The 24,975-nt window shown below is 69.1% G+C and carries 19 protein-coding genes; 14 read left to right on the forward strand and 5 right to left on the reverse strand.

Translation table 11 applies throughout. The annotated features are described in order from the left end of the window. Positions 1–42 precede the first annotated feature (42 nt). Positions 43–945: an SMP-30/gluconolactonase/LRE family protein gene (locus tag ACFYRU_RS26980; protein ID WP_387663366.1), complete on the forward strand. Its 903-nt coding sequence runs from the start codon at positions 43–45 to the stop codon at positions 943–945. Here the strand turns inward: ACFYRU_RS26980 and ACFYRU_RS26985 are convergent. Further along, positions 936–2,429, reverse strand: coding sequence for a three-helix bundle dimerization domain-containing protein (locus tag ACFYRU_RS26985; protein WP_387663368.1), 1,494 nt, complete (start codon positions 2,427–2,429; stop codon positions 936–938). The two genes, ACFYRU_RS26980 and ACFYRU_RS26985, sit on opposite strands and share 10 nt — an antisense overlap. Positions 2,430–2,531: 102 nt before the next feature. On the opposite strand from ACFYRU_RS26985, the gene ACFYRU_RS26990 reads away from it, so the two are divergent. Further along, entirely contained in the window at positions 2,532–3,461 is a 930-nt protein-coding gene (locus ACFYRU_RS26990; protein WP_387663370.1) for an SMP-30/gluconolactonase/LRE family protein, read from the forward strand. A gap of 24 nt (positions 3,462–3,485) precedes the next feature. On the opposite strand, the gene ACFYRU_RS26995 is transcribed toward ACFYRU_RS26990, so the two are convergent. Then, the gene (locus ACFYRU_RS26995; RefSeq protein WP_387663372.1) at positions 3,486–4,922 is read right to left on the reverse strand and encodes an Nramp family divalent metal transporter; all 1,437 of its coding nucleotides are present in this window, start codon (positions 4,920–4,922) and stop codon (positions 3,486–3,488) included. A 79-nt stretch (positions 4,923–5,001) separates the two neighbouring features. Between ACFYRU_RS26995 and ACFYRU_RS27000 the strand changes: the two genes are divergently transcribed. Further along, the gene (locus ACFYRU_RS27000) at positions 5,002–8,055 is read left to right on the forward strand and encodes a tetratricopeptide repeat protein (protein ID WP_387663374.1); all 3,054 of its coding nucleotides are present in this window, start codon (positions 5,002–5,004) and stop codon (positions 8,053–8,055) included. On the opposite strand, the gene ACFYRU_RS27005 is transcribed toward ACFYRU_RS27000, so the two are convergent. Then, positions 8,042–8,482, reverse strand: coding sequence for a YdeI/OmpD-associated family protein (locus ACFYRU_RS27005; RefSeq protein WP_387663375.1), 441 nt, complete (start codon positions 8,480–8,482; stop codon positions 8,042–8,044). The genes ACFYRU_RS27000 and ACFYRU_RS27005 overlap by 14 nt on opposite strands. Positions 8,483–8,492: 10 nt before the next feature. Further along, positions 8,493–10,610 (reverse strand): MMPL family transporter, encoded by a 2,118-nt coding sequence (locus tag ACFYRU_RS27010; RefSeq protein WP_387663377.1) that lies wholly within the window; start codon positions 10,608–10,610, stop codon positions 8,493–8,495. A gap of 148 nt (positions 10,611–10,758) precedes the next feature. Between ACFYRU_RS27010 and ACFYRU_RS27015 the strand changes: the two genes are divergently transcribed. From ACFYRU_RS27015 to ACFYRU_RS27050, 8 genes are read left to right on the forward strand one after another with little or no spacing between them, the layout of a single operon-like run. Next, positions 10,759–12,126 (forward strand): MFS transporter, encoded by a 1,368-nt coding sequence (locus tag ACFYRU_RS27015; RefSeq protein ID WP_387663379.1) that lies wholly within the window; start codon positions 10,759–10,761, stop codon positions 12,124–12,126. Beyond that, positions 12,123–14,243 (forward strand): molybdopterin oxidoreductase family protein, encoded by a 2,121-nt coding sequence (locus ACFYRU_RS27020; protein WP_387663381.1) that lies wholly within the window; start codon positions 12,123–12,125, stop codon positions 14,241–14,243. Before ACFYRU_RS27015 ends, ACFYRU_RS27020 begins: the two co-directional genes overlap by 4 nt. Further along, positions 14,240–18,073, forward strand: a complete 3,834-nt coding sequence (nirB, locus tag ACFYRU_RS27025) for a nitrite reductase large subunit NirB (protein WP_387663383.1) — start codon at positions 14,240–14,242, stop codon at positions 18,071–18,073. The genes ACFYRU_RS27020 and nirB overlap by 4 nt, the downstream gene beginning before the upstream one ends. Next, positions 18,070–18,414: a nitrite reductase small subunit NirD gene (gene nirD, locus ACFYRU_RS27030; RefSeq protein ID WP_387663385.1), complete on the forward strand. Its 345-nt coding sequence runs from the start codon at positions 18,070–18,072 to the stop codon at positions 18,412–18,414. Before nirB ends, nirD begins: the two co-directional genes overlap by 4 nt. Beyond that, positions 18,404–19,531, forward strand: coding sequence for a uroporphyrinogen-III synthase (locus tag ACFYRU_RS27035; RefSeq protein ID WP_387663387.1), 1,128 nt, complete (start codon positions 18,404–18,406; stop codon positions 19,529–19,531). Before nirD ends, ACFYRU_RS27035 begins: the two co-directional genes overlap by 11 nt. Then, the gene (locus ACFYRU_RS27040) at positions 19,528–20,283 is read left to right on the forward strand and encodes a sirohydrochlorin chelatase (protein ID WP_387663389.1); all 756 of its coding nucleotides are present in this window, start codon (positions 19,528–19,530) and stop codon (positions 20,281–20,283) included. The genes ACFYRU_RS27035 and ACFYRU_RS27040 overlap by 4 nt, the downstream gene beginning before the upstream one ends. After that, entirely contained in the window at positions 20,280–20,510 is a 231-nt protein-coding gene (locus ACFYRU_RS27045; protein ID WP_387663391.1) for a DUF5652 family protein, read from the forward strand. Before ACFYRU_RS27040 ends, ACFYRU_RS27045 begins: the two co-directional genes overlap by 4 nt. Before the next feature lie 17 nt (positions 20,511–20,527). Next, positions 20,528–20,956 carry an SRPBCC family protein gene (locus ACFYRU_RS27050; protein WP_387663393.1) on the forward strand — a complete coding sequence of 143 codons (429 nt, stop codon included), beginning with the start codon at positions 20,528–20,530 and terminating at the stop codon, positions 20,954–20,956. A 50-nt stretch (positions 20,957–21,006) separates the two neighbouring features. Here ACFYRU_RS27050 and ACFYRU_RS27055 read toward each other — a convergent pair whose 3' ends face one another. Further along, on the reverse strand, positions 21,007–21,390 hold the full coding sequence (locus ACFYRU_RS27055) for a MerR family DNA-binding transcriptional regulator (protein WP_387663394.1): 384 nt from the start codon (positions 21,388–21,390) through the stop codon (positions 21,007–21,009). 68 nt (positions 21,391–21,458) lie between these two features. Here ACFYRU_RS27055 and ACFYRU_RS27060 point away from each other — a divergent pair, with 68 nt between their 5' ends. The 3 genes from ACFYRU_RS27060 to ACFYRU_RS27070 are packed head-to-tail and all read left to right on the forward strand — an operon-like array spanning position 21,459 to position 24,940. Next, complete coding sequence (locus tag ACFYRU_RS27060) at positions 21,459–22,622, forward strand: acyl-CoA dehydrogenase family protein (protein ID WP_387663396.1); 1,164 nt, start codon at positions 21,459–21,461, stop codon at positions 22,620–22,622. 7 nt (positions 22,623–22,629) lie between these two features. Continuing rightward, the gene (locus ACFYRU_RS27065; protein WP_387663398.1) at positions 22,630–24,159 is read left to right on the forward strand and encodes an acyl-CoA carboxylase subunit beta; all 1,530 of its coding nucleotides are present in this window, start codon (positions 22,630–22,632) and stop codon (positions 24,157–24,159) included. A gap of 13 nt (positions 24,160–24,172) precedes the next feature. After that, positions 24,173–24,940, forward strand: coding sequence for an HpcH/HpaI aldolase/citrate lyase family protein (locus ACFYRU_RS27070; RefSeq protein WP_387663400.1), 768 nt, complete (start codon positions 24,173–24,175; stop codon positions 24,938–24,940). Positions 24,941–24,975 lie beyond the last annotated feature (35 nt).

Here is a 24,975-nt window from a genome sequence, read left to right on the forward strand (position 1 = left end):
TCATTCTGTTCAGATGGTCGATGACCAGACTACATTCAGAATATGACCGTCACGATCAACGCCGCGCCGCCGCGGCTCCGGGCCGAGTTGGTAGTTCTCGACGACCGTTTCCAGACCGTCGCAGGCGACGAGTACCTCGAATGCCTGTACGACGGCGGCCGCTGGCTCGAAGGGCCTGCGTACTCGCCCGCCTGGCGCTGTCTGGTCTTCAGCGACATCCCGAACGACCGGATGCTGCGCTGGGACGAGCTGTCCGGCCAGGTCAGCGTGTTCCGGCAGCCGTCCGGATACGTCAACGGCAACACGATCGACCGCGCCGGGCGGCTGATCAGCTGCTCGCAGGGCGACCGCCGCGTCGTCCGGACGGAGTACGACGGCAGCCTGACCGTCCTCGCGTCGCAGCTGGACGGGCGGCGGCTGAACAGCCCGAACGACGTGGTCGAACGCAGCGACGGGTCGATCTGGTTCACCGACCCGCCGTACGGGATCAGTTCGAACTACGAGGGGTACGCCGCCGAGCAGGAGCTGGACGGTTGCCACGTCTACCGGATCGACCCGGACGGCACGCTGACCGTGGTCGCGGACGACTTCCAGCGGCCGAACGGTCTCGCGTTCTCGAACGACGAGCTGGAGCTGTACGTCGTCGACACGCCCCGCAAGCACATCCGCCGCTTCGAGGTCGACGGCGACAAGCTGACCGGTGGCGAGGTGTTCGCACCCTGTACGGCCGGCATGTTCGACGGGATCCGGCTGGACAGCACCGGCCGGGTCTGGGCGGCCACGCACGAGGGCGTGCACTGCTTCGACCCGGACGGCACTCTGATCGGCAAGCTGCTGCTGCCGGACGTCGTGTCCAACCTGACCTTCGGCGGCGCGAAGGGGAACCGCCTGTTCGTCACCGCGACCACGTCGGTGTGGTCGTGGCTGACGAACGTTCAGCGGTAGGACTTCGAGACCGCGTCCAGGAGTCGTTCGAGGGTGTCGTACGTCGGTGTGTCCGCGACGTCGATGACCTCCTGCGCGACCGGGACGTCGTGCTGCTTCACCACGCTCGCGAACTGCGACTCGTCCGCGGTGCGGAACCCGTGCCGGGCCGCGAGTCGCTGCAGTTCCGGATCGGTGGCGAGCAGCTGGCCGAGCTTCTCACCGTTCGCGTCGAACGAGACCAGCGTGTGCTTCGACTGCACGGTCGGCGACGGGTACATCAGCACCATCCCCGGCTTCAGCTTGCGCTCCACCGCGGCCTCGACGAACTGCGCCTCGTAGATGTTCACCATCGGCGACTTGCCCATCCCGAGCGACAGGTAGTCGTCGAACGGGCCTTCGCTGGAGTTGTCGGTGTACCCCTGGTTCACGAACAGCGGCGCGACGAGCGGCAGGACCTTCTGCTCGTCCGCCTCGCTCTGCACAACGGTGTTGTGGTTGGCAACATAACTGACGATCGACAGGAACATCGCCGCCGAGTTCGACGTGCGCGGATCGGTGGTGGTGATCAGGATCCGCTTGTTGACCGGGTACGTCGTGTTGCCGTGGATGTTCGTCCAGCGCCAGTTCGCCTTCGCGAGGTCGACGTACTTGCGTACGTTGAAGTACCAGACACCGTTCACCTGCCGGGCGATCCCGGTGGCGGACAGCAGGTCCACGATCGGCTGGTACGTCGCGATCGCCATCGGCGACGAGAACACCGCAAACTTCTTCCCGCCCACGGCAGGCCGGCCGGACGTCGGCTGCAGGATCCGCTCCGCCGCCGTACTGCTGGACGGGAACGCGAAGTCGTACTTGCTCAGGTCGACGCTGGTCGCGATCTCGCGCGATCCGGCGGTGTCGACGTTCACCGCGAACCCGTGCTTGGCCAGTACGGCCTTCACGTCCGGATCCTCGAAGAACGCCCGCTTCTCCGAGCCGATCACCCCACCGACCGTGGTCAGTCCGGAGTTGGCAGGGGATTTGGCGGCCGCGTCGCCACCGTTGCGTACGACGAGCACGGTCGCGATCGTCGCCAGCACGAGGACGCCGGCAACGGCGGCGGGAAGGGCGATCGGGAAACGCCGCCGGAACTCGCCGAGCCCGGTGCCTGCCGTACCCCCGCCGCCGGCGCCGGCTGAGGCCTGATCGGCGGCGCTGCCGTCCGGCGCGGCTGTTGCGTCGTCGCCGGGTTCCAGCGTCACGGCCGGCCTTGTCCACCGCGCCTGCCGTTCGGCCGTCGTGGCCTGCTCGGCGGGCTCGGGCTTCGGCGCGAGCTCCGCGCGGACGATGCGTTCGATCAGGATGGGTACATAGTCGCGGACCGGGTCGCCGGCGAAGGACTCGCGGGCGGTGCGGATCGCGGTTTCGATGTCTTCGGGAGTATGGATGTCGGCGAAGGCGTCGGTGAGCCTGCTGGTCAGGTTCTCGATCGCCTTCTCTTCACGAACGGTGTCAAGCTTCAAGAGGATGTCTCCACGGTCACTTGGACGGCGCCGGACCTGAAGCCCCCGTTTGCGGCGCCACGCATATCCTTCCGTCCCAGAGGTCCAACCAGAGGAGACGTGATGACCGGAATTCTCGAGCCGTTGGCAGGATCTGCTCCGGCGGTCTGGGAGAAGCTGGACGACCGGTTCGCCGGCATCCGCGGCGACAGCCGGCTCGAGCGGTTGTGGACCGGTGGACGCTGGGTCGAGGGCCCGGTGTACTCGCCGGCCGGGCGGTACCTGCTCTGGAGCGACATCCCGAACGACCGGATCCTGCGCTGGGACGAGACGTCGTACCAGGTCTCCGTCTTCCGGCACCCGGCCGGCAACACGAACGGCCACACCCGCGACACCGAGGGCCGGCTGGTCAGCTGCGAGCACGGCAACCGTCGCGTGACCCGGACCGAGCACCACGGCGCGATCACGGTGCTCGCCCACGAGTACGAGGGCAAGCGGCTGAACAGCCCGAACGACGTGGTCGTCAAGCGCGACGGGTCGGTCTGGTTCACCGATCCGGCGTACGGCATCGACTCCGACTACGAGGGCTACCAGGGCGAGATCGAGACCGGCGGCTGCCACGTGTACCGGGTCGGGCCGGACGGCACGCTGACCCGGGTCGCGGACGACTTCAACCGGCCGAACGGCCTGGCGTTCTCGCCGGACGAGTCGTTGCTCTACATCACCGATTCCGAAGAGGGCACGATCCGCGCCTTCACCGTCGACGGCGACAAGCTCTCCGGCGGCGACCTGTTCGCCGAATGCGGCAACGGCGTCTTCGACGGCATCCGCCTGGACACCCAGGGCCGCATCTGGGCGTCCGCCGCCGACGGGGTGCACATCTACCACCCCGACGGCACCCTGCTGGGCAAACTCCTCGTCCCCGAAACCGTCAGCAACCTCACCTGGGGCGGCCCCAAACGCAACCGCCTCTTCCTGACCGCCACCACCTCCGTCTACTCCCTCTTCACCACCGCCAACGGCACCCCGGAGGCCTACGGCCCGACCCGGTAATCCGTTCGCCCGCGGTTGACTTTGTCAGAGCTTTTTCAGTTGGTCGATGAGGGTGAAGACGGCGAGGAAGCCGAAGGCCAGGAACGAGAAGCCCAGGACCGCGGTTCGCCAGGTGGTGATGCGGATGGCCTCCGGGAGCGCCCTGGAGTTCATCCACCACAGCAGGCCGGAGTAGACGAACATCATCGTGCCCGCGGTGCAGGCGGAGATGATCAGTAGCACCAACGGTTGGGTGACGCCGGCCAGCAGAACAATGATGCCGAAGGCAACCAGTCCCCAGACCAGCCAGAAGTACAGCTTGGACTCGGTGATCTTCGACGTGCGGAGGTACCGGGCCTTGATCATGTCGGAGGCCAGCCGGGACGTGTAGTCGACGATCCCGGCGGCCGCCGCGAACAACGAGAACGCGCCGATCGCCCAGAACAGGTAGCCGAACCAGCCGCCGACGAGGGTCTGCAGCGTCGTACCCTCGATCTTCAGGAAGCCGATGTTGTTCTTCACGTTGTCGTTGCCGAACAGCGTGGCATGGGCGAGCATCGACGTGAACGCGATCGTCACCACGGTGATCGCCACGAAGGTCGCGGCCTGCTCGATGTTCGCGAACTTCCACCAGAGCCGCCAGCGCGCCAGGTTCTTGTCGTCCGGCGGGAACGTGTACCCGTTGGCGGTCGGGTCGGCCTCGGACTCGCCGGTCACCGGCGACGTCAGCCGCGGCACGTGCACGCCCATCCCGAAGCCCTTGTCGCGGATCCAGTTGCTCTGCACCAGGTTCTGACCGCCACCGGCGCCGGCGTACGCGATCGCGCCCATCACCAGCGCGAACCCGAGTTGCTCGGCGGGGAACGCCGGCTGCGTGACCGCATCGCCGAGCGCGCTGTACGTCTTCCCGCGGATCGCGAACGCCAGCGCGAGTACGACGAGCAGCGCGACGGCCGCGATCTTCACCGCAATCAGCCGTTCCAGCATCACGTACACCACCGGCGCGAAGGTCAGGATCGCGCCGATCACCAGCAGCATCACGATCGCGATCCAGCGCGGGTCGCCGGCGCCGAACAGGTACGTCAGCATGCTGGCGGAGCTGGTCGCCCAGCCGGGCCAGAGGTTGGCGAAGTACGTCATGATCGCGAAGAACAGGCCCCAGTGCTTCCCGTACCGGTTGAAGCCGGTCAACGCTGTCTCACCAGTGGCCAGCGTGTACCGCTCGATCTCCATGTTCAGGAACCACTGCACGACCACGCCGACGACGGCGCCCCAGAGGAACACCAGGCCGACCTGGCTGGAGATGTACGGCCAGAGGATGAACTCCCCGGACGCCAGCCCGACCCCGGCGCCGACCATGCCGGGTCCGATGATCTTCCAGGTGTTCGCCGGTGGTTCGGGCAGATCGCGAACCTGCGGTGCGGGCAGATTCTTGGTAGGCAGTGCGAATCGTCCATGGTCGGTAGGTGCGGTGTCTGTCATTCAGGCTCCTCACTGTCGACCCCCCGGTTCCGCAGGGTAACGGATACTGTCGACACAGGCGAGTGGCAAACTGGCGCCCATGGGTGGGGTGACAGTACTGACCGCGTCGTACGCCGGCGCCGCAAGCGCGCCCGCCTACGCCCGACTGGCCGGCCTGGTCGCTGCGCTGCCCGGCGAGCACCTGGTACGTCGTGACGCGGGGTCGCCGGCGCTCGCGTACCCATCCGCCGCCGATGCGATCGCTGCCGCCTCAGCCCTTCGTGAGTCAGCCCTGGAGGTGCCCGCGGGCGAACTCCTCCGCATCGCGCTCCACACAGCACCAACTGCAGTCCTCGCCGCCCGCCACGCTGATCATCTCCTGTCCGTCACCAACCCCGGACAAACGTTGCTCACGGCAACAGCTGCTGAAGGCCAGGACCTGTTCGACCTCGGGGTGCATCGGTTGCGGGATCTCGGGTCGCCGGAGCGGATCTTCGAGCTGACCTCCACCGGTGCGGCGTTGCGTTCGCTGGAGCTGGTGCCGAACAACCTGCCGGTGATGTTCACCAGCTTCGTGGGGCGCGCGACGCAGGTTGCCGCGGTGCGGACGCAGTTGTCCGGTAGCCGGCTGGTGACGCTCACCGGGCCGGGTGGTAGCGGTAAGACCCGGCTTGCTGCGCAGACGGCTGCGCAGGTGGCCGAGGGTTGGGTGGATGGGGTGTGGTGGGTCGACCTGTCTGCCGTCACCGACAGTTCGCAGATCCCGGAGGTTGTTGCTGCCGCGATCGGTCTGCTGGTCGAGCCGGGCGATCGGCTGCTGATCGGCCAGCTCCGTACCAAGCAGGCGCTGGTCTGCCTCGACAACTGCGAACAGATCGTCGAAGGTGTGGCCGAGTTCGTGGTCGCGCTGCAGTCCGGTTGCCCTGAGATCACCGTCCTCGCCACCAGCCGCGAGCCACTGAACCTCCCCGGCGAATCCATCTGGCAGGTGCCCGCTCTCTCCCCGGAGGAGGCCCGAACCCTCTTCCTCGAACGCTCAGGCACCGTTCTCCCAGGACTTCAACAGATGCCGACGGAGCACGAGGTGGAGTCTGGGGCGTCGGGGGATGTGGTTGAGGAGGCTGTTCGGTCGATCTGTGTTCGGTTGGATGGGATTCCGCTTGCGTTGGAGCTTGCGGCTGCTTGGGGGCGGGTTTTGACGCCGGTGCAGATCGAGGCGGGGCTGGGGGATCGGTTCGGGCTGTTGACGAAGAACGTTCGTGGGGTGGCGGCTCGGCAGCGGACGTTGGCAGCGTCGATCGACTGGAGTTACGAGCTGCTGGACGCGGACGAGCGGGAGGTGTTCCGGCGGTTGGCGGTGTTCTCCGGTGGGTTTGCGCTCGACGCGGTGCAGGCGGTGACGGAGCGGGCCGGCGTACTGGAGATCCTTGCGCGGCTTGTCGACAAATCGCTTGTGGTGGCGGAGGGCGGGCGGTACCGGCTGCTCGAGACGATCCGCGAGTACGCCGCAACCCGCGCAGCCGCGGACGACACCGGACAGGACCGGCATCTCGACCACTACCTCGCGGTCGCCGAAAACGCGGAACCCCTGCTGGACAAGGACCGCGACGCCTGGCGCGCGCTGATCGAACCCGACCGCGAGAACTTCCGCGCCGCGCTCGAACACGGCCTGTCCGCCCCGGACCCGGACCGCGGCCGTCGGCTCGCCGCCGCGCTGCGCTGGTTGTGGAACCTGCAGGCGACCGGCCACGAAGGCATCGGCTACCTGCGCCGCGCGATCGACCGCGCCCCCGATGACCGAACGTTGCTGCAGGCCCGTTTGCTGTACGGGTACGCGACCGTCGCCGACACTGTCGACCCGTTCGGCTACGACGCGGCCGGCCGCGGCCTCGACCTCGCGACTGAACTCGGCGACGACCGGCTGAAGTCCTTGTTCCTCGCGCTCAAGGCGGTCGGCGAGTTCTTCACGGACTTCCAGAAGGCCTGGGACCTCACCGCCGAGGGCGTCCGCCTGGCCGACGGCATCGGCAACGAGCACGCCCGGAACGCGAACGTCGCCCTGCAGTGCGTACTGCTCTCGCTCTGGGACCGCCACGACGACCTCCGCCCACTGCTCGACCGGGCCGCCGACGGCCTGATCTCCAGCGGCGAACGCGGGATCGCGTCGACCGTACTGACAACCTGGTCCGAGAGCGCCATGTCCACCGGGCAACCGCGGCAGGCCGTCGAACTCGCCGAACGCGCCCTGGCCGCGGCCGAACCGCTCGCCGACTTCCACCGCGTCGGCTCCGCCCGCGCCCAGCTCGCCTCCGTACTGGTCCGCGTAGGTCGCGCCGACGAGGCCCGTACGTTGCTGCGCCCGCTGCTGGACCTCGCCGACACCGGTTCCGTCGTACCGAATCTCGCTCAGGTGATGAGCGTGGTCTGCTACTGGACCGGCGAGTACGACGCCGCGGTGGAGTGGCTCGCCCCGGCCGTCGCGCCGGACGGCCCGCTGGCGCAGACGTTCGTACCCGCGATGCTGCTGCCGACCGTCGCCGCCGCGAAGCGAGCTCTGGGCGAGGACGCGACCGACCTGCTGGAACGGGCCGCCGACCTTGCCCGCCGCTACAACCTCCCGCGGATCCTCGCCGATGCGCTCGACCAGCTCGGCCGTACTGCGATCGCCGTACAGCCGGACAAGGCCGCCGAGCTCCTGCACGAAGCGCTGACGATCCGCGTCGACCACGGCCTGCGTACGTACCTCATCGACAGCCTGGAATCCCTTGCCCTGCTGGCGATCCACACCAACCGCCCCGCGGACGCCGCCCGCCTGGCCGCTGCGGCAGCCGGCGCACGCACCGACCTGGGCCTGGCGACACCGGCCGATCATCCTGACCTACCGACCTCGGACGAGCCGCCCCTGCCGTTGGACGAGGCCGTCGCGTACGCCCGCCGTACCAGAGGAACCCGCGGCCGCCCGTCCTCAGGCTGGGCCAGCCTCACCCCGACCGAGGAACAGGTCGTCGCGCTGGCGGTCGAAGGCCTCAGTAATCCGGAGATCGGCGAACGCCTGTTCATGAGCCGAGGCACCGTGAAGACCCACCTCGCCCACGTCTACACGAAACTCGGCGTCGCCAACCGCACCGAACTGGCCTCCCTCAAAAAGCCTTGATCATCTCCACCGCCTTCGCGATCCGCCGCTGCCGCGTCTCCGGCTTCTTCGCGTCGTTGATCGCACTCACGTGCTCGCGCCGATGGCTGTAACTCATCGCGTCGAACGCTTCGCGCAGCCCCGCCTCGGCTAGCGCCGCGGCCAGATCATCCGGTACGTCGATCGTCCGCTCGTTGGCGTCCCGCTCGACGGTCACAGTCACCACCTCACCGTCGCCCTTCCCCAACTCGGCGCGGATGCTCTTCAGGATCCCGAGCGCCATGCACCCACCCATCGACGCGATCGACCCGCGGTACGCCACCCCGTCGAACGTCGCCAGCACCGGGATCCGCCCACCCCCACCAAGCGCCGCGATCACCTCACCCGGCACCTCCACCCAGGCACCCCCGCCGTCATTCACACTGATGCTGCCCTCGAACGTCTCCATGCCCCGCAGCCTAGGACGCGAGTTTGCTGGGCCACCAGACTTTCTTGCCTAGGTCGTGGGCCAGGGAGGGGACCAGGAGGGAGCGGACGACGGTGGTGTCGAGGAGGACGCCGAAGGCGACCATGAAGGCTATCTGGACCAGGAACAGGATGGGGAGGACTGCCAGGGCCGAGAAGGTGGCGGCCAGGACGACGCCGGCGGAGGTGATGACGCCGCCGGTTACTGCCAGGCCGACGAGGATGCCTGGTCTGGTGCCTTGTTCCTGGGATTCCTCGCGTACCCGGGTCATCAGGAAGATCGAGTAGTCGATGCCTAGGGCAACCAGGAACACGAAGGCGTACAACGGGATCCCGGGGTCGGCGCCCGGGAACTTGAAGACGTGGTTGAACATCAGTGCGCTGACGCCGACGGTCGCGCCGAACGACAGCACGTTCGCGATCACCAGCAGGACCGCGGCGACCAGTGAGCGGAGCAGCAGCATCAGCACGACGAAGATCACCGCGAGGATCGTCGGGATGATGACGCGCAGGTCCCGCTGCGCGGCGTCGAGTACGTCGAGGTTGATGGCGGTGTTCCCGCCGACCAGGATCTCCGGACTCACCTTGTCCAGCTCGCTCCGCAGGTGTTTGACCACCTTGGTCGCGCCGGGCGAATCGGCGGGGATCTTCAGCGTCGCCTGCACGAGAACCTTGCCGTCGACAACCTTCGGCGGTACGCCGGGTGCGACCGAGGCGGAGGCGGCGCCGATACCGTCGACCTGGAGCGCGGTCTGCACGACCTGGTCAGCCATCGACTGCGGAGTGAGGATCTCGACCGGCGTACCGGCGCCGGCGTCGAAGTGCTTGCCGAGTTGCTGCTGGCCGGTGACCGACTCGACCTTGTTCAGGAACAGGTCCTCCTGGGACGTACCAGTGGCCTTGAACGTCGGGATGAACGCCGCGCAGGCGAGCAACGCGAGCGCGGTGATCGCCCAGACCCGCCGCGACCGCCGGCCGACCAGCCCGGACACCCGGCCCCAGAGCCGGCGCCCGCCGACCTGGTCGCGGGAGTGCACGTGATCGAGGCGCGGGATCGACGGCCAGAAGATCCGCCGCCCGAACGCGAGCAGGACCGCCGGCAGGAACGTCATCGCGGCGACGAAGGCACCGGCGATCCCGAGCGCACCGACCGGACCAAGTCCCTTCGTACTGCCGAGCTTCGACAGCAGCAGGCAGAGCAGGCCGAGGATGACGGTCGCCGCGCTGGCCGCGATCGGTTCGATCGACGCCCGCCACGCGACCCGCATCGCCTGGAACTTGCTGTCGTAGTCGTGCAACTCCTCTTTGTAACGGGAAACGAGCAGCAGCGCGTAGTCCGTCGAGGCACCGACGACCAGGATGAACAGGATGCCCTGACTCTGCCCGTTGAGCTGCAGTACGCCGTGCTTCGCCAGCGGGTACACGACCAGCGCGGCGAGCGCGAGGCCGAAGACTGCGGTGAGCAGTACGGCGATGGGCAGGATCGGGCTGCGGTAGACGATCAGCAGGATCACGAACACGACCGCGAGCGCGACGCCGAGCAGGATCCCGTCGATCCCGCTGAACGCGACCACGAAGTCCGCGAACACCCCGCCCGGACCGGTGACGTACACCTGCAGGCCGCTCGGCGTCAGGTCCTGCTTGATCTCGGCCCGGAGCGCCTTCGCCACGGCGTACAGCACGGTCTCGCCCTGCCCGACGACCTCGTCCGCGCGGTCGCCGTCGATCTGCACGGTGAGCAGCAGCGCCTTGTGGTCGGCCGAAGGGATCGCGGCCCCGACCGGGGCGGTCAGGTAGTCGCCGAGCTTCTTGCCGTCGCCCAGCTCGAGCGCCGGGATCTTGGCCACGAACCCCTGCACAGCGGTCTGGTCCGCTGCGGTGATCGGGGTGTCACGCTCGATCAGCACGAAGTACGGGAGTGCTTTGGAGTTGACGAACTTGGCCGCCTCGTTGGCAACTATCGTCGATTCGGCCTTCTTCGGAAGGAAGTTGGCGTTGTCGTTCTGCTGGACCTCACTGAGCTTGCCGACCGCCGGACCGCCGATCGCGCCCAGGACGAGCCAGCCGATCAGTACGGCGGCGATCCCCGCCCTCCACCTCCACCGGTTCACCTGACGCAGGGTACCCGGGATCTCTCACCACCCGCCGACGGGTGTGCGGGAGCCGTTTCGGCGGCGTAACAACAAGATGACTACGCGGAAACACCCCGGTCATAACGTCCAGGCCTAATCGATGAGGTCGGATGATCGGAGACTTGCGATGACGCTCGAGGCAGGACAAGCGGCTGTCGCCACCCGCGAAGGCAGTGGCGCGGTCGGCACGGTCGAGGCCCCGCGGCGCGGGCGCTGGATCGATGTCTGGGATCCCGAGGACACCACGTTCTGGGCCGGGAAGGGCCGCGCGGTCGCGCGCCGGAACCTGTGGCCCTCGATCTTCGCCGAGTTCCTCGGCTTCTCGGTGTGGCAGCTGTGGAGCATCGTCGTGGTGTCGATGCCGAAGGCCGGCTTCACCTACAGCACGGACCAGCTGTTCTGGCTGGTCGCGCTGCCGAGCCTGGTCGGCGCGACGCTGCGGCTGCCGTACACGTTCGCCGTACCGCGGTTCGGCGGGCGGAACTGGACCACGTTCTCCGCGCTGCTGCTGCTGATCCCGACGGCCGGGCTGTCGTACTTCATGACGCAGCCGGACACGCCGTTCTGGCTGATGGCGCTGGTCGCGGCGACCGCGGGTGTCGGCGGCGGGAACTTCGCCAGCAGCATGACGAACATCTCCTTCTTCTACCCGGAGAAGGAGAAGGGTTTCGCACTCGGCGTGAACGCGGCCGGCGGGAACCTCGGCGTCGCCGTCGTGCAGCTCCTGGTGCCGATCGTGATCGTCGCCGGTGCCGGCCTGACGCTGAACCGGTCCGGCCTGATGTGGCTGCCGCTGATCGTGCTGGCCGCGTTCTGGGCCTGGAAGGCGATGGCGAACCTGTCGGTCGCGAACTCCTCGTTCCGGACCTCGATCGCCGCGGCGAAGCGCCCGCACACGTGGGTGATCTCGTTCCTCTACATCGGTACGTTCGGGTCGTTCATCGGGTTCGGGGCGGCGTTCCCGCTGCTGATCAAGACCACGTTCCCGGGCGTCGTCCCCGCGCACTACGCGTTCCTCGGCGCGCTGGTCGGGTCGGTGTCGCGGCCGTTCGGCGGCAAGCTGGCCGACCGGGTGGGCGGCGCGTGGGTCACCGTCTGCTCGTTCGTGGTGATGGGACTCGGAATCGTCTCCGCGATCTTCGCGCTCAAGGCGGAAAGCTTCGCGGCGTTCCTGATGAGCTTCCTGGTCCTGTTCGTGGCCTCCGGCATCGCGAACGGATCGACGTACCGGATGATCCCGGCCGTCTTCCGGCTCACCACTGCGGACGACCCGGGTCGGGCCCGGCGGGAGGCGGCGGCCTGCATCGGTATCGCGTCCGCGGTCGGCGCGTACGGCGGTTTCCTGGTACCGCGCGGCTTCGCGATGTCGACCAGCCACTTCGGTTCGCTGATCCCGGCGCTCTACGTGTTCTGCGGGTTCTATGTGCTCTGCCTCGCGGTGACGTACTTCTGCTACCTGCGCAAGGGTGGCCCGCTCAGCCGGGAGCGCGTGTGACAGCTATCGCGACGCATTGTCCGTACTGCGCTCTGCAGTGCGCCACCACGCTGCACCCGGTCTCGCGACCGGGTGCGGTGGAGGTGCAGCCTCGGGACTTCCCGACGAATCGGGGCGGCTTGTGCCGTAAGGGCTGGACGGCTCCCGACGTACTCACGGTGCCGGACCGGCTCACCGTGCCGCTCGTCCGCAACGCCGCGGGCGAGCTGGAGGAGACGAGCTGGGACGCTGCACTGGACTTCGTCGCGTCGCGGATCACCGCGCTGCAGGCCGCACACGGCCGGGACTCGGTCGCGGTGTTCGGCGGCGGTGGTCTGACCAACGAGAAGGCGTACGCGTTGGGGAAGTTCGCGCGGGTCGCGCTGCGGACGGCGAACGTGGACTACAACGGACGGTTCTGCATGTCGTCGGCGGCCGCCGCGACGAACCGGGCGTTCGGGATCGACCGTGGGCTGCCCTTTCCGCTGGCCGATCTGGGCGGCGCGGGCGCCGTACTGCTGGTGGGCAGCAACCTCGCGGAGACGATGCCGCCGGCGGTGGCGCATCTGCAGGGCGCACGAGACGCGGGTGGACTTCTGGTCGTCGACCCGCGCCACTCGGCCACCGCGGGCCTCACCGACGAGGGCAAGGGCCTCCACCTACAACCAACCCCCGGCACAGACCTGGCCCTGCTCCTCGCGTTGACCCACGTAGTACTGCAGGAAGGCCTTGCGGACAACGCGTTCCTCGGCGATCGGGTCGACGACCCCGACTTGCTGATTCGTTCGACTGCCTCGTGGTGGCCGGAGCGCGCGGAACGGGTAACTGGTGTACCCGCCGCGACGATCCGCCAGGCCGCGCGGGTGCTGGCCGCGGCTGCTCCGGTGCATGGTGGATCGGGCGCGTACATCCTCACCGGGCGTGGCGCGGAGCAGCACAGTAAGGGCACGGACACCGTGACCGCGTGCATCAATCTCGCGCTGGCGCTCGGGCTTCCTGGGCGGATGGGCAGTGGGTACGGGTGTATTACCGGGCAGGGGAACGGGCAGGGCGGGCGGGAGCACGGGCAGAAGGCGGATCAGCTACCGGGTTATCGGAGCATTGAGGACCCAGCAGCGCGTACGTACGTTGCGAACGTCTGGGGTGTGCGGGCGGAGGACTTGCCGCGCGCCGGTAAGAGTGCTGTTGAGTTGATCGACTCGCTCGGTACGGCGGGTGGGCCCAAGGCGCTGTTCGTGCATGGGAGCAATCTGCTCGTGTCGGCGCCGAATCTTTCCTCGGTGCGGGATCGGCTGGCTTCTCTGGAACTGTTGGTGGTTGCGGATGTGGTGCCGTCCGAGACTGCGTTGTTGGCGGATGTCGTGTTTCCCGTTACTCAGTGGGCTGAGGAGGACGGGACGATGACGTCGCTCGAGGGCCGGGTGCTGCGGCGGCGGGCGGCGGTGGCTGCGCCGGGGGAGGTGCGGAGCGATCTCGCGGTGTTCGCGGGGATCGCCGAAAGGCTCGGTGTACCAGGGTTCTCGACCGATCCGGCCGAGGTTTTCGACGAGCTGCGCCGGGCGAGCGCGGGCGGCAGGGCCGACTACTCGGGAATCACCTGGGATCGGCTCGACGCCGGCGAGGAGTTGTTCTGGCCGGTGCCGCAGGACGGGCATCCGGGGACGCCGCGGCTGTTCGCCGACGGGTTTCCGACCGCGGACGGCCGCGCGCACGTCGTACCGGTCGATCACCGGCCGGTGGCGGACGACCTCAACGGGGCGGCGCCGATGTACCTGGTGACCGGGCGGTTGCTCCAGCACTACCAGAGCGGCGCGCAGACGCGGCGGGTGCCGGAGCTGGCCGAGGCCGAGCCGGAGGTCTACGCGGAGGTGCATCCGCGGGTGGCGGCGCAGCTGGGGATCGGCGACGGGCGTCCGATGCGGTTGCGGACGGCGCGCGGTTCGATGGTGCTGCCGGCCCGGATCACGCCGGACGTACGGCCGGACACCGTCTTCGTGCCGTTCCACTTCGGCGGCGCGGAAGCGGTCAACGAGCTGACCAACGACGCGCTCGACCCGGTGTCGCGGATGCCCGAGTTCAAGGCGTGCGCGGTCGAGGTCACGGCGGCGGAGCTGGGCGCGACGGGGGTGCCGGCATGAAGGTCGTGATCATCGGCGGCGGGATGGCCGGGCGCCGGCTGGCGGAGCTGTTGCCTGCGGTCGACGTGACGGTGCTGGGTGACGAGCCGGCGTACAACCGGAGCCGCTTGACCGAGTATGTCGCCGGCCGGGCCGAGGTTGCTGTTGGCAACGAACCGGTGGCGCGGGTGACTGGCGTGGATCGCACGCGCCGGGTCGTCGTGGACAGCGCGGGGCGTGAGTACGCGTACGACCACCTGGTGTTCGCGACCGGTGCCGCACCGGTGGTACCCGTCGGCGCCGAGCGCGGGCTGCGGCTCAGGTCGGTGGATGACGCGCGCGCGGTCGTTGCGGCAGCTGGCGCTGCCCGTCGGGCCGTCGTACTCGGCGGTGGCGTGCTGGGCGTCGAGACGGCCTGTGCCCTGCGCGAACGCGGTGTCGCAGTCACCCTCGTCCACGACGGTGCGACGCTGCTCGACAAGACCGTTCGCGCGTCGGCCGGTCGCCGGGTGACTCGGGCGGTACGGCGGCTCGGTGTCGAGGTGCTGCTCAACAGCACGTACGAGCGCGCCGACGGCGATCTTGTCGTGGTGGCGTGCGGTGTGCGGCCGCGGACCGAGCTTGCGACCGGGCTGACCGTGCGTACGGGGATCGTCGTCGATCGGACCTTCACGAGTCCCGATGACCCCACCGTGCATGCGATCGGGGACTGCGCCGAGGTGGACGGGCGGGTCGGGGGCACCGTCGAGTCGGCGTGGTTGCAGGCCGAGGCGCTCGCGCAGCACCTGACCGGACAGCCGGTCGAGGTGCCTGATTACGAGGTTGTACGGGTTACTGCGGGTGGGCTGGACGTGCTGGTTCTCGGGGACAAGGACGAGGACGGGGCCGTTGTCCGGCTCGAAGACGACAAACGGTACGTGCGGGCTGTTCTGCGGGACGGCGTCGTCCGGGCCGCGGTGGCGGTGGGTGCGCCGGAGGTTGCGGCGGAACTGGTGCTGCTGGCGGATCGAGGAACGCCGGTCGTGGCGGATGGGTTGCTGGGGGCAACCGACGTACCTCAGCAGCAGAAGAGGGTGCCGACGGTCTGTCGGTGCAACGGAGTGACCCGGGTCGCGATCGAGGCGGCCTGGCGTGGGGGTGCCGACAGTGTCGCCGGCATCGCCGCCACGACGCGGGCGACGACCGGGTGCGGGAGTTGCACCGGCGCCGTCGGCGAACTGCTCGACCGCTTCCGGCGCGGCGAGACCGAACCAGTCCCGAGCAGGAGGGCGACGATGGCAGAGCTGAACAAGGCCAAGCACGTGGTGGTGGTCGGCGGGGGTATGGTCGCCCACCGGCTGGTCGAGGCGCTCCGGCAGCGCGACACGAACGTCGACTACCGGATCACCGTGTACGCCGAGGAGCCGCGGCTCCCGTACGACCGGGTAGCGCTGACCAGCTACTTCTCCGGCCGCGACCCGCACGACCTCTCGCTCGGCGACCCGGAGCTGTGGGACGACCCGGCGGTCAACCTCCGCAAGGGCGTGCGGATCACCGCGATCGACACCACCGCCAAGACCGTCACGACGGCCCGCGGTGAACTGGTCGAGTACGACGAACTCGTCCTCGCGACCGGTTCCGCCGCGTTCGTCCCGCCGGTGAAGAACAACGACGCGCAGGGCTGCTTCGTCTACCGCACGATCGACGACGTCGCCGCGCTGCGGGTCTACGTGGAGCGCCTGAAGAGCGAGGGCCGGCAGGTCAGTGGTGTGGTCGTCGGCGGTGGTCTGCTCGGCCTGGAGGCGGCCGGCGCGCTGCGCGCGTTGGGTGCCGCGACCAAGGTCGTCGAGTTCGCGCCGCGGCTGATGCCGTTGCAGGTCGACGAAGGCGGCGGCGCGGCGCTGTCGCGGTTGATCGAGGGCCTCGACGTCGACGTACTGACCGAGACCGCGTGCCAGCGGGTGAAGCTCACCTCGCAGGGCGCGGCCCGCGCGATGGCCGTTGCCGACGGCCCCGATCTGCCGGCCGACGTGGTGGTGTTTGCTACCGGTGTGCGTCCCCGCGACGAGCTGGGACGTGCGGCTGGTTTGGAGATCGGCGAACGCGGCGGTGTCGTGGTCGACGAGGCGTGCCGTACGTCCGTACCTGGTGTCTGGGCGATCGGCGAGGTCGCGTGTATCGAGGGCCGGGTGTGGGGCCTGATCGCGCCCGGCTACACGATGGCCGAGATCGTCGCGGACCGCCTGCTCGGCGGCGAGGCGACCTTCCCGGGCGCCGACACGTCGACGAAGCTGAAGCTGCTCGGCGTCGACGTCGCGAGCTTCGGTGACGCCTTCGGTACGACGGAAGGTGCGCTGGACATCGTGTACGCCGACCCGGTGGCCGGTGTGTACAAGAAGCTCGTACTGTCCGACGACGCCCGGACGCTGCTCGGCGGCATCCTGGTCGGCGATGCGTCGGCGTACTCCGGTCTGCGCCCGATGGTCGGCCGCGAACTGGGCGCCGACCCGGCCGCGTTCCTGCTGCCCGAAGGCGCCGGGCCGGTCCAGCTCGAACTGCCCGACGACGCGCCGGTGTGTTCGTGCAACAACGTATCGGCCGGCACGATCCGGTGCGCCGTACGCGACGAGGGCTGCACCGACATCAAGTCGGTCTGCGGGCGTACCAAGGCCGGTACGTCCTGCGGTTCCTGCCTGCCGATCGTCAAGAACCTGATGAACAGCGAGCTGACGAAGGCTGGCGTCGAGGTCAGCAAGGCGCTCTGCGAACACTTCGCGCTGTCCCGCGCCGAGCTGTTCGACGTGGTCCGGATCACCGAACTGCGGACCTTCAGCGAGATCGTCGAACGGCACGGCACCGGCCGCGGCTGCGACATCTGCAAGCCCGTGGTGGCGTCGATCCTGGCCAGCATCGACCCGGCCGGGCACGTCCTGGACGGCGAGCGCGCGACGCTGCAGGACACCAACGACCACGTGATGGCGAACATGCAGAAGGACGGTACGTACTCCGTCGTGCCGCGGATCCCTGGTGGCGAGATCACCCCGGAAGGGCTGATCACGATCGGCGAGGTGGCGCGCGACTTCGGGTTGTACACGAAGATCACCGGCGGGCAGCGGGTCGACCTGTTCGGCGCGCGGATCGAGCAACTGCCGGCGATCTGGAAGCGGCTGGTCGACGCCGGGTTCGAGTCGGGACACGCGTACGGCAAGGCGTTGCGGACGGTGAAGTCCTGCGTCGGGTCGACCTGGTGCCGGTACGGCGTGCAGGACTCGGTCGGGATGGCGATCGCGCTGGAGCTGCGGTACCGAGGGCTGCGGTCGCCGCACAAGCTCAAGCTCGGCGTCTCCGGCTGCGCCCGCGAGTGTGCCGAGGCGCGCGGCAAGGACGTCGGCGTGATCGCGACCGAGAAAGGCTGGAACCTGTACGTCGGCGGCAACGGCGGGATGACGCCGCGGCACGCCGAACTGCTCGCTTCCGATCTGACCGACGAGCAGCTGTTCCAGGCGATCGACCGGTTCCTCATGTACTACGTCCGCACCGGCGACCGGTTGCAGCGTACGTCGGTGTGGATGCGGGAGATCGGGCTGGAGCAGGTACGCGACGTCGTACTGAACGACAGCCTCGGGATCGCCGCCGACCTGGATGCTGCGATGGCGCAGCACGTCGACGCGTACGTCGACGAGTGGAAGGCGACGCTCGACGATCCCGACAAGCTGGCCCGGTTCGTGTCGTTCGTGAACGCACCGGACCAGCCCGACGCCGACCTGCGGTACGTGGTCGAGCGGAACCAGCCGCGCCCGGCCACCCCGGCCGAACGCGGGCAGCTCGAGCCGGTACTGCTGGCCGGCCCCCGATTGGAGGTACGCCGATGAGTATCGCGGCTGTTGGTTCGACGGCGGTGTGTGCGTTCGACGTCCTGTTGCCGGAGCGCGGGGTCGCCGCGCTGCTCGGGGACGCGCAGATCGCGTTGTTCCGTACCCACGCCGGCGAAGTGTTTGCCATCGGCAACCAGGACCCGTACAGCGGGGCGAACGTGATGTCGCGCGGCATCGTCGGCAGCCGCGGCGACGTACCGACGGTCGCGTCGCCGATGTTCAAACAGGTCTTCGACCTGCGCACCGGGGTGTGCCTGGACGATCCGTCGGTGTCGTTGCCGGTGTACCCGGTGACGGTGCTGGACGGTCAGGTCGTGGTGGGCTCGGGTGAGCACTAGGAACGGGCCGCTCAGCGGCTGCACGATCGCGATCTCCGCGCACCGGCGCGCGGAGGACCTGGTGGCGTCGTTCGAGCGGCGCGGCGCGAAGGTGCTGCACGCGCCGACGCTGCAGATCGTGCCGGTCGCCGACGACCACGCCCTGATCGAGGCGACCCGGCGGGTGATCGCGAACCCGCCGGACGACGTCGTGGTGACGACCGCGGTCGGGTTCCGCGGGTGGATCGAGGCGGCCGACACCGCGGGGCTCGCGGCCGAGCTGCTCGGTACGTTGGAGCAGTCGCGGATCCTGGCCCGCGGGCCGAAGGCGCGCGGCGCGATCCGGGCGGCCGGGCTGGTCGAGCACTGGTCGGCGCGGTCCGAGACGACGGCCGAGGTCGTCGAGTGGTTGCGGGACCAGGGCGTCGACGGCCGGAAGATCGTCGTCCAGCTGCACGGGTTGTCGGATCCTTCGCTGCAGGACGCGTTGCGGTCCGCGGGTGCTTCGGTGCGTGGGCTGGAGGTGTACCGGTGGGGGCCGGCGCCGGATCCGGTGGTGGTGGAGCGGATGATCTCGCAGGTCTGCGGCGGGATGGTCGACGCCGTCGTGCACACGTCGGCGCCCGGCGCGCAGGCGATGCTCGACGCGGCGGCGCTGGCCGGGCAGTACGACGAGTTGGTGGCGGCCTTGCGGACCGGGCGGGCGCTGAACGCGTGCGTCGGCCCGGTGACCGCGGGACCCTTTGTGGCGTTGGGGTTGGAGCCGCTGGTGCCGGATCGGTACCGGCTGGGGGCGTTGATCCGGATCGTCACGGACCGGCTCACCGACGACAACGCGCGGTCGATCGAGACGGCGTTCGGACAGTTGGTGATCCGTGGCGGCGCCGCTGTGCTCGACGGCGTCGTACTGCCGTTGGGCCCTGGACCCCGCGCGGTCCTCGCCGCTTTGGTGGCAGCCGGCGGCGACGTGGTCTCGCGCCCCGAACTCCTCGCGGTACTCCCCGGAGCAGAGGACGTCCACGCCGTCGAGGTCACGGTCAACCGCCTCCGCACCGCGGTAGGCCGCCCCGAACTCGTCCGCACCGTCGTACGTCGCGGTTATCGGTTGGCTGTCGAGCCCGCCGGGGTCCCAACATGACCGACCCGCTTCGCCGCTCGCCCACCGCCCCCGGGCCCGCCCCCGACCTTGTCGCGGTCGCGCACGGCACGGCCGACGCGGCCGGCATCACGGTCCTGCACGACCTGGTCCGCCAGATGGCGTCCCAACGCCCGGATCTCCCGATCTCGCTCGGCTTCGTCGATCTCCTGACCCCGGCGCTGCCGTCGCTCGTCCGGCGGATCACCACGGACGCGGCCGAGGCGGTCGTCGTACCGCTCCTGCTCAGCTCGGGCTACCACGTGTACGTCGACGTAGCCGCCGAGGCCCGCCGCTACCCCGGCCGCGTCCACGCCGCCGCTGCCCTCGGACCCGACCCCGTACTGGTCGAAATCCTCGCCGACCGCCTCGGCGATCTCTCGGACGTCGACCAGGTGGTCCTGGCCGCGGCCGGCTCCTCCGACCCCCGCGCCCTGACCGACTGCGAAATCACAGCCACCCTGCTTTCCCGCCGGATTGACCGCCCGGTTCACGTCGGCTACATCTCCGGCTCCGGCGACCGCCTCCCCGCCGTGATCGCACGGACCGGCGGCCGCCTCGCGATCGCGACGTACCTCCTGGCCCCCGGTTTCTTCAACACCCTCGTCCACCGCCATGCCGGCCCGCACCGCGTCACCCCACCCCTGGCCCCCGACCCCCGCCTGGCCACCCTCGCCCTCCGCCGGTACGACGCCGCGCGGGCCGAGGCCGGTGCTTGCCTGTGGGACGGCGCGGGGAGCATCGTGGGGGTGTGAGCGGGAAGAAGTGGGACGAGCTGAGTCCGCGGAGCCGGCGGTTGGTGGTGTTCGGGGCGGTGGTTGAGAGTGTGCTGAAGGCGATCGCGCTCGCGGACCTCGCCCGGCGACCCGCGGACCAGGTACGGGGGCCGAAGCCCGTGTGGGCCGTGTTCCTGACGTTGTTCAACTCGGTCGGCGCGGCACCGGTCGCCTACTGGCTGGTCGGGCGCCGCAAGACCACCTAGCGGCTGGTGAGGGCACGATGCCTGAAGCTGTACGTACGGTCCGGATCCGTCGTCCGGCCGCCGACGTGTTCGCGTTCTTCGCGGACGGCGAGAACGACCCGAAGTGGCGGCCCGCGGTGAAGGAGATCAGCCGCAGCGGCCCGATCGGCCCGGGTGCGACGTACCGGCAACGCATCGCCGGACCGGCCGGGCGGGCGATCCCGTCCGACTACCGCGTGACGGCGTACGAACCCGACACCCACCTGGCCTTCGAGGTCACCGCGGGGCCGGTACGACCGGTCGGCGACTACCGGTTCGCCGCGGTCGACGAAGGAACCGACGTCACCTTCAAACTCTCCGCCGAACTGACCGGCCTGAAGAAACTCCTGATGTCGAAGCCCGTCCAGCAGTCGATGAACTCCGAAGTAGCCGCCCTCGACCGCGCGAAACAGATCCTGGAGTCCTAGCCGGGAAACTATTCGTCAGTAAGTGACGAATTCTTTCCCGACCGCTCGCGTCAGCGGTTGCGGAGGGCTCGCAGGTCGGTGCGGCAGCGGGCTTCTACTTCGGAGAGGTCTTGGAGGGTTTGTTCTATGTCTTGGCGGCGTTGTTCGAGTTCGGCGCGGCGGTGGGTGATCTGGTTGAGGAGGTAGACGAGCTGGCCTTCCTCGCCGGGTTCGGCGTCGTACATGTCGACGATCTTGGCGATCTCGTCGAGGGAGAAGCCGAGGCGTTTACCGCGCAGGATGAGGGCCAGGCGGATGCGGTCGCGGGGGTGGTAGACGCGAGTGGTGCCGCGGCGTTCGGGGGTGAGCAGGCCGCGGTCCTCGTAGAAGCGGATCGTGCGCAGGGTGACGTCGTACTCGGCGGCGAGTTCCGCGATCGACCAGGTCTCGGGCACCCGGCTATTGTGCATGCCACCCAGCGTGCTTTACGTTTACGTAAGCGTCAAGCACGAGGGAGTGCCGCATGTACGAGTTGTCCGCGGAGCATCAGGAGTTCCGGCGTAGCGTTCGCGACTTTGCCGAGGCGGAGATCGCGCCGCACGCGGCCGAGTGGGACCGCAAGCACTACTTCCCGGTCGAGGTCGTGCAGAAGATGGGGCGGCTCGGGCTGTTCGGGCTGACCGCGCCGGAGGAGTACGGCGGTGCCGGCGGCGACTTCACCAGCCTGTGCGTGGCGATCGAGGAGATCTCCCGCGTCGACCAGTCGATGGGGATCACGCTCGAGGCGGCTGTCGGGCTCGGCATCAACCCGATCCTGACGTTCGGTACCGACGAGCAGAAGGCCACCTGGCTGCCCGACCTGGTCGCGGGCAACAAGCTGGCCGGCTTCGGCCTGACCGAACCGGAGTCCGGGTCGGACGCGGGCGCGACCAAGACCCGCGCGGTGCTGGACAACGGCGAGTGGGTGATCGACGGCTCGAAGCAGTTCATCACCAACTCCGGCTCGTCGATCACGTCGGTCGTCACCGTCACCGCCCGCACCGGTGAGCGCGCGGATGGCAAGCCTGAGATCTCCACGATCATCGTCCCGAGCGGTACGCCCGGATTCGTCGCGGAAGCGGCGTACGACAAACTCGGCTGGCACGCCTCCGACACGCATCCGCTGTCGTTCGCGAACTGCCGCGTCCCGGAGGCGAACCTGCTCGGACAGCGCGGCAAGGGATTCGGCCAGTTCCTCGCGACGCTTGACGACGGGCGGGTGGCGATCGGCGCGGTCGCGCTCGGCTGTATCCGGGCCTGCCTGGAGATGTCCACCCAGTACGCCGGCGAGCGGCAGACGTTCGGCGTACCGATCGGCCGCAAGCAGGGCGTCGCGTTCCAGATCGCCGACCTGAAGGTGATGGCCGACGCCGCGGAGCTGCTGGTCTATAAAGCCGCCGCGCTGAAGGACGCCGGGGCTCCGATGCAGGAGTTCAAGCAGGCCGCCGCGGTCGCGAAGCTGTACGCGACCGAGTCCGCGGTCACGGCGACCCGGATCGCGACGCAGGTGTTCGGCGGGTACGGCTTCATGGAGGAGTACCCGGTCACCCGGTTCTACCGCGACGCGAAGATCCTGGAGATCGGCGAGGGTACGTCGGAGGTGCAGCGGATGCTGATCGCGCGAGGCCTCGGGCTCCCGGTGGAATGATGTGGTCATGACCCACGATCACTGGACCGAGGTCAAGGTCGCCCGCGAGGCCACGCTCTCCCCGCCGGAGAAGGCCAAGGCGAAGCTGGACAGTCAGAACAAGTTGTACGTCCGGGACCGGATCGCGCTGCTCGTCGACGAGGGCAGCTTCGTCGAGGACGCGCAGCTCGCGAACGCGCTGAACCCGGGCCTGCCCGCGGACGGTGTCGTCACCGGCCGCGCGCTCGTCGACGGCCGGCCGGCGCTGCTGGTCGCCAACGACCCGACGGTGAAGGCCGGCTCCTGGGGTGCCCGTACGGTCGAGAAGATCGTCCGCGTCACCGAGGTCGCGCTCCGCGACGAGCTGCCGATCTTCTGGCTGATCGACTCCGCCGGTGCCCGGATCACCGACCAGGTCGAGCTGTTCCCGGGCCGCCGCGGCGCCGGGCGGATCTTCCACAACCAGGTCGCGCTGTCCGGCAAGGTCCCGCAGATCTGCTGCCTGTTCGGGCCGTCCGCGGCGGGTGGCGCGTACATCCCGGCGTTCTGCGACATCGTGATCATGGTCGACGGCAACGCCTCGATGTATCTGGGTTCGCCCCGGATGGCGGAGATGGTCGTCGGCGAGAAGGTGACGCTGGAGGAGATGGGCGGTGCCCGGATGCACACCAGCGTCTCCGGCTGTGGCGACCTGCTCGCGTCCGACGACACCGAGGCGATCGAGCTCGCCAAGCAGTACTTCTCCTACCTGCCGGGTTCGTGGCGTTCGCGGCCGCCGTCGTACGACGCCTCGGACGCCGGCCGTGACTTCACCCGGGACCTGGTGCCGGCCGAGGAGAGCATCGGGTTCGACATCCACGACGTGATCGACGCGGTCGTGGACGCGGACACGTTCTTCGAGATCAAGCCGGCGTACGCGCCGGAGCTGGTGACCGGGTTCGGGCTGCTCGCGGGCCAGGTGGTCGGGATCGTCGCGAACCAGCCGGCGGTGAAGGGCGGCGTACTGTTCGTCGACTCCGCCGACAAGGCTGCCCGGTTCATCTGGCTGTGCGACGCGTTCAACGTGCCGCTGGTGTACCTGTGCGACGTTCCGGGCTTCATGATCGGCAGCGAGGTCGAACGGGCCGGGATCATCCGGCACGGCGCGAAGATGATCACCGCCGTGTCCGAGGCGACCGTACCGACGGTCTCGGTGATCGTCCGGAAGGCGTACGGCGCCGGGCTGTACGCGATGTGCGGTCCTGGCTTCTCGCCGGACGCGTGTATCGCACTGCCGACGGCGAAGATCGCGGTGATGGGTCCGGAGGCGGCGATCAACGCCGTGTACTACAACAAGATCCAGGAGATCGCCGACGAGACCGAACGCGTCGAGTACGTCGCCAAGCTGCGCGAGGAGTACGAGACCGACATCGACATCCTCCGCCTCGCCGCCGACCTGGTCATCGACGCCATCGTCGAACCCGAGAACCTCCGCACCGACCTGATCGCCCGCCTCGCCGCCGCCCAGTCCAAGGACCGAACCTTCTCCCACCGCCGCCACGGCGTCCCGCCGGTGTAGTTAGGGTCGGACCGTGAATTTTGCGCAGCGGGTTCGGGGTCGGGAGACGTTGGTCGGGTACTGGATGACGCTGGACTCGCCGCCGGTGGCTGAGCGGATCGGGCGACTTGGGTACGACTACGTGGTGCTGGACGGGCAGCACGGGTTGATCGGGTATCAGGGGCTGGTGACCGGGTTGCTCGCGATCGACGCGGGGGCGGCGCTCGGGCCGCGCGCGTCGGTGGGGCTGGTGCGGGTGGAGGCGAACGATCCGACGCCGATCGGGCGGGCGTTGGATGCGGGAGCGACCGGGGTGATCGTGCCGTTGGTCGACACTGCCGAGGACGTGGCGCGGGCGGTGCGGGCGGCGAAGTACCCGCCGGACGGGGCGCGCTCGTACGGGCCGATGCGGGCCTCGTTGCGGATCGGGCCGGTGCCGGCCGACAGCAACGCCGCGACCGTCGTACTGGCGATGATCGAGACCTCAGCGGGGTTGCAGAACGTGGCCGAGATCTGTGCGACGCCCGGTCTGGACGGCGTGTACGTCGGGCCGTCGGACCTCAGCCTCGCGCTCGGGGCGCGGTTCCCGGGCGATCCTGAGGTGGACGGTCCGTTCGAGGAGGCGGTCGAGTTGATCGCGCGGACCGCCCGCGACGCGGGGATCGCGGCCGGCATCCACACGTTCGACGGCGAGTCGGCGAAGAAGCGACTGGCTCAGGGCTACACGTTCGCGACGGTGGCGTCGGACCTGAGCCACCTCGAGGCGATCGCAGCGGCACATCTGCAGACGGCCCGGTCGTAGGCGGTAAGTTCGAGGGGAGCACACCGAGGAGGCCG

It is taken from the genome of Kribbella sp. NPDC004536, assembly GCF_042873835.1.
Classification (GTDB): domain Bacteria; phylum Actinomycetota; class Actinomycetes; order Propionibacteriales; family Kribbellaceae; genus Kribbella.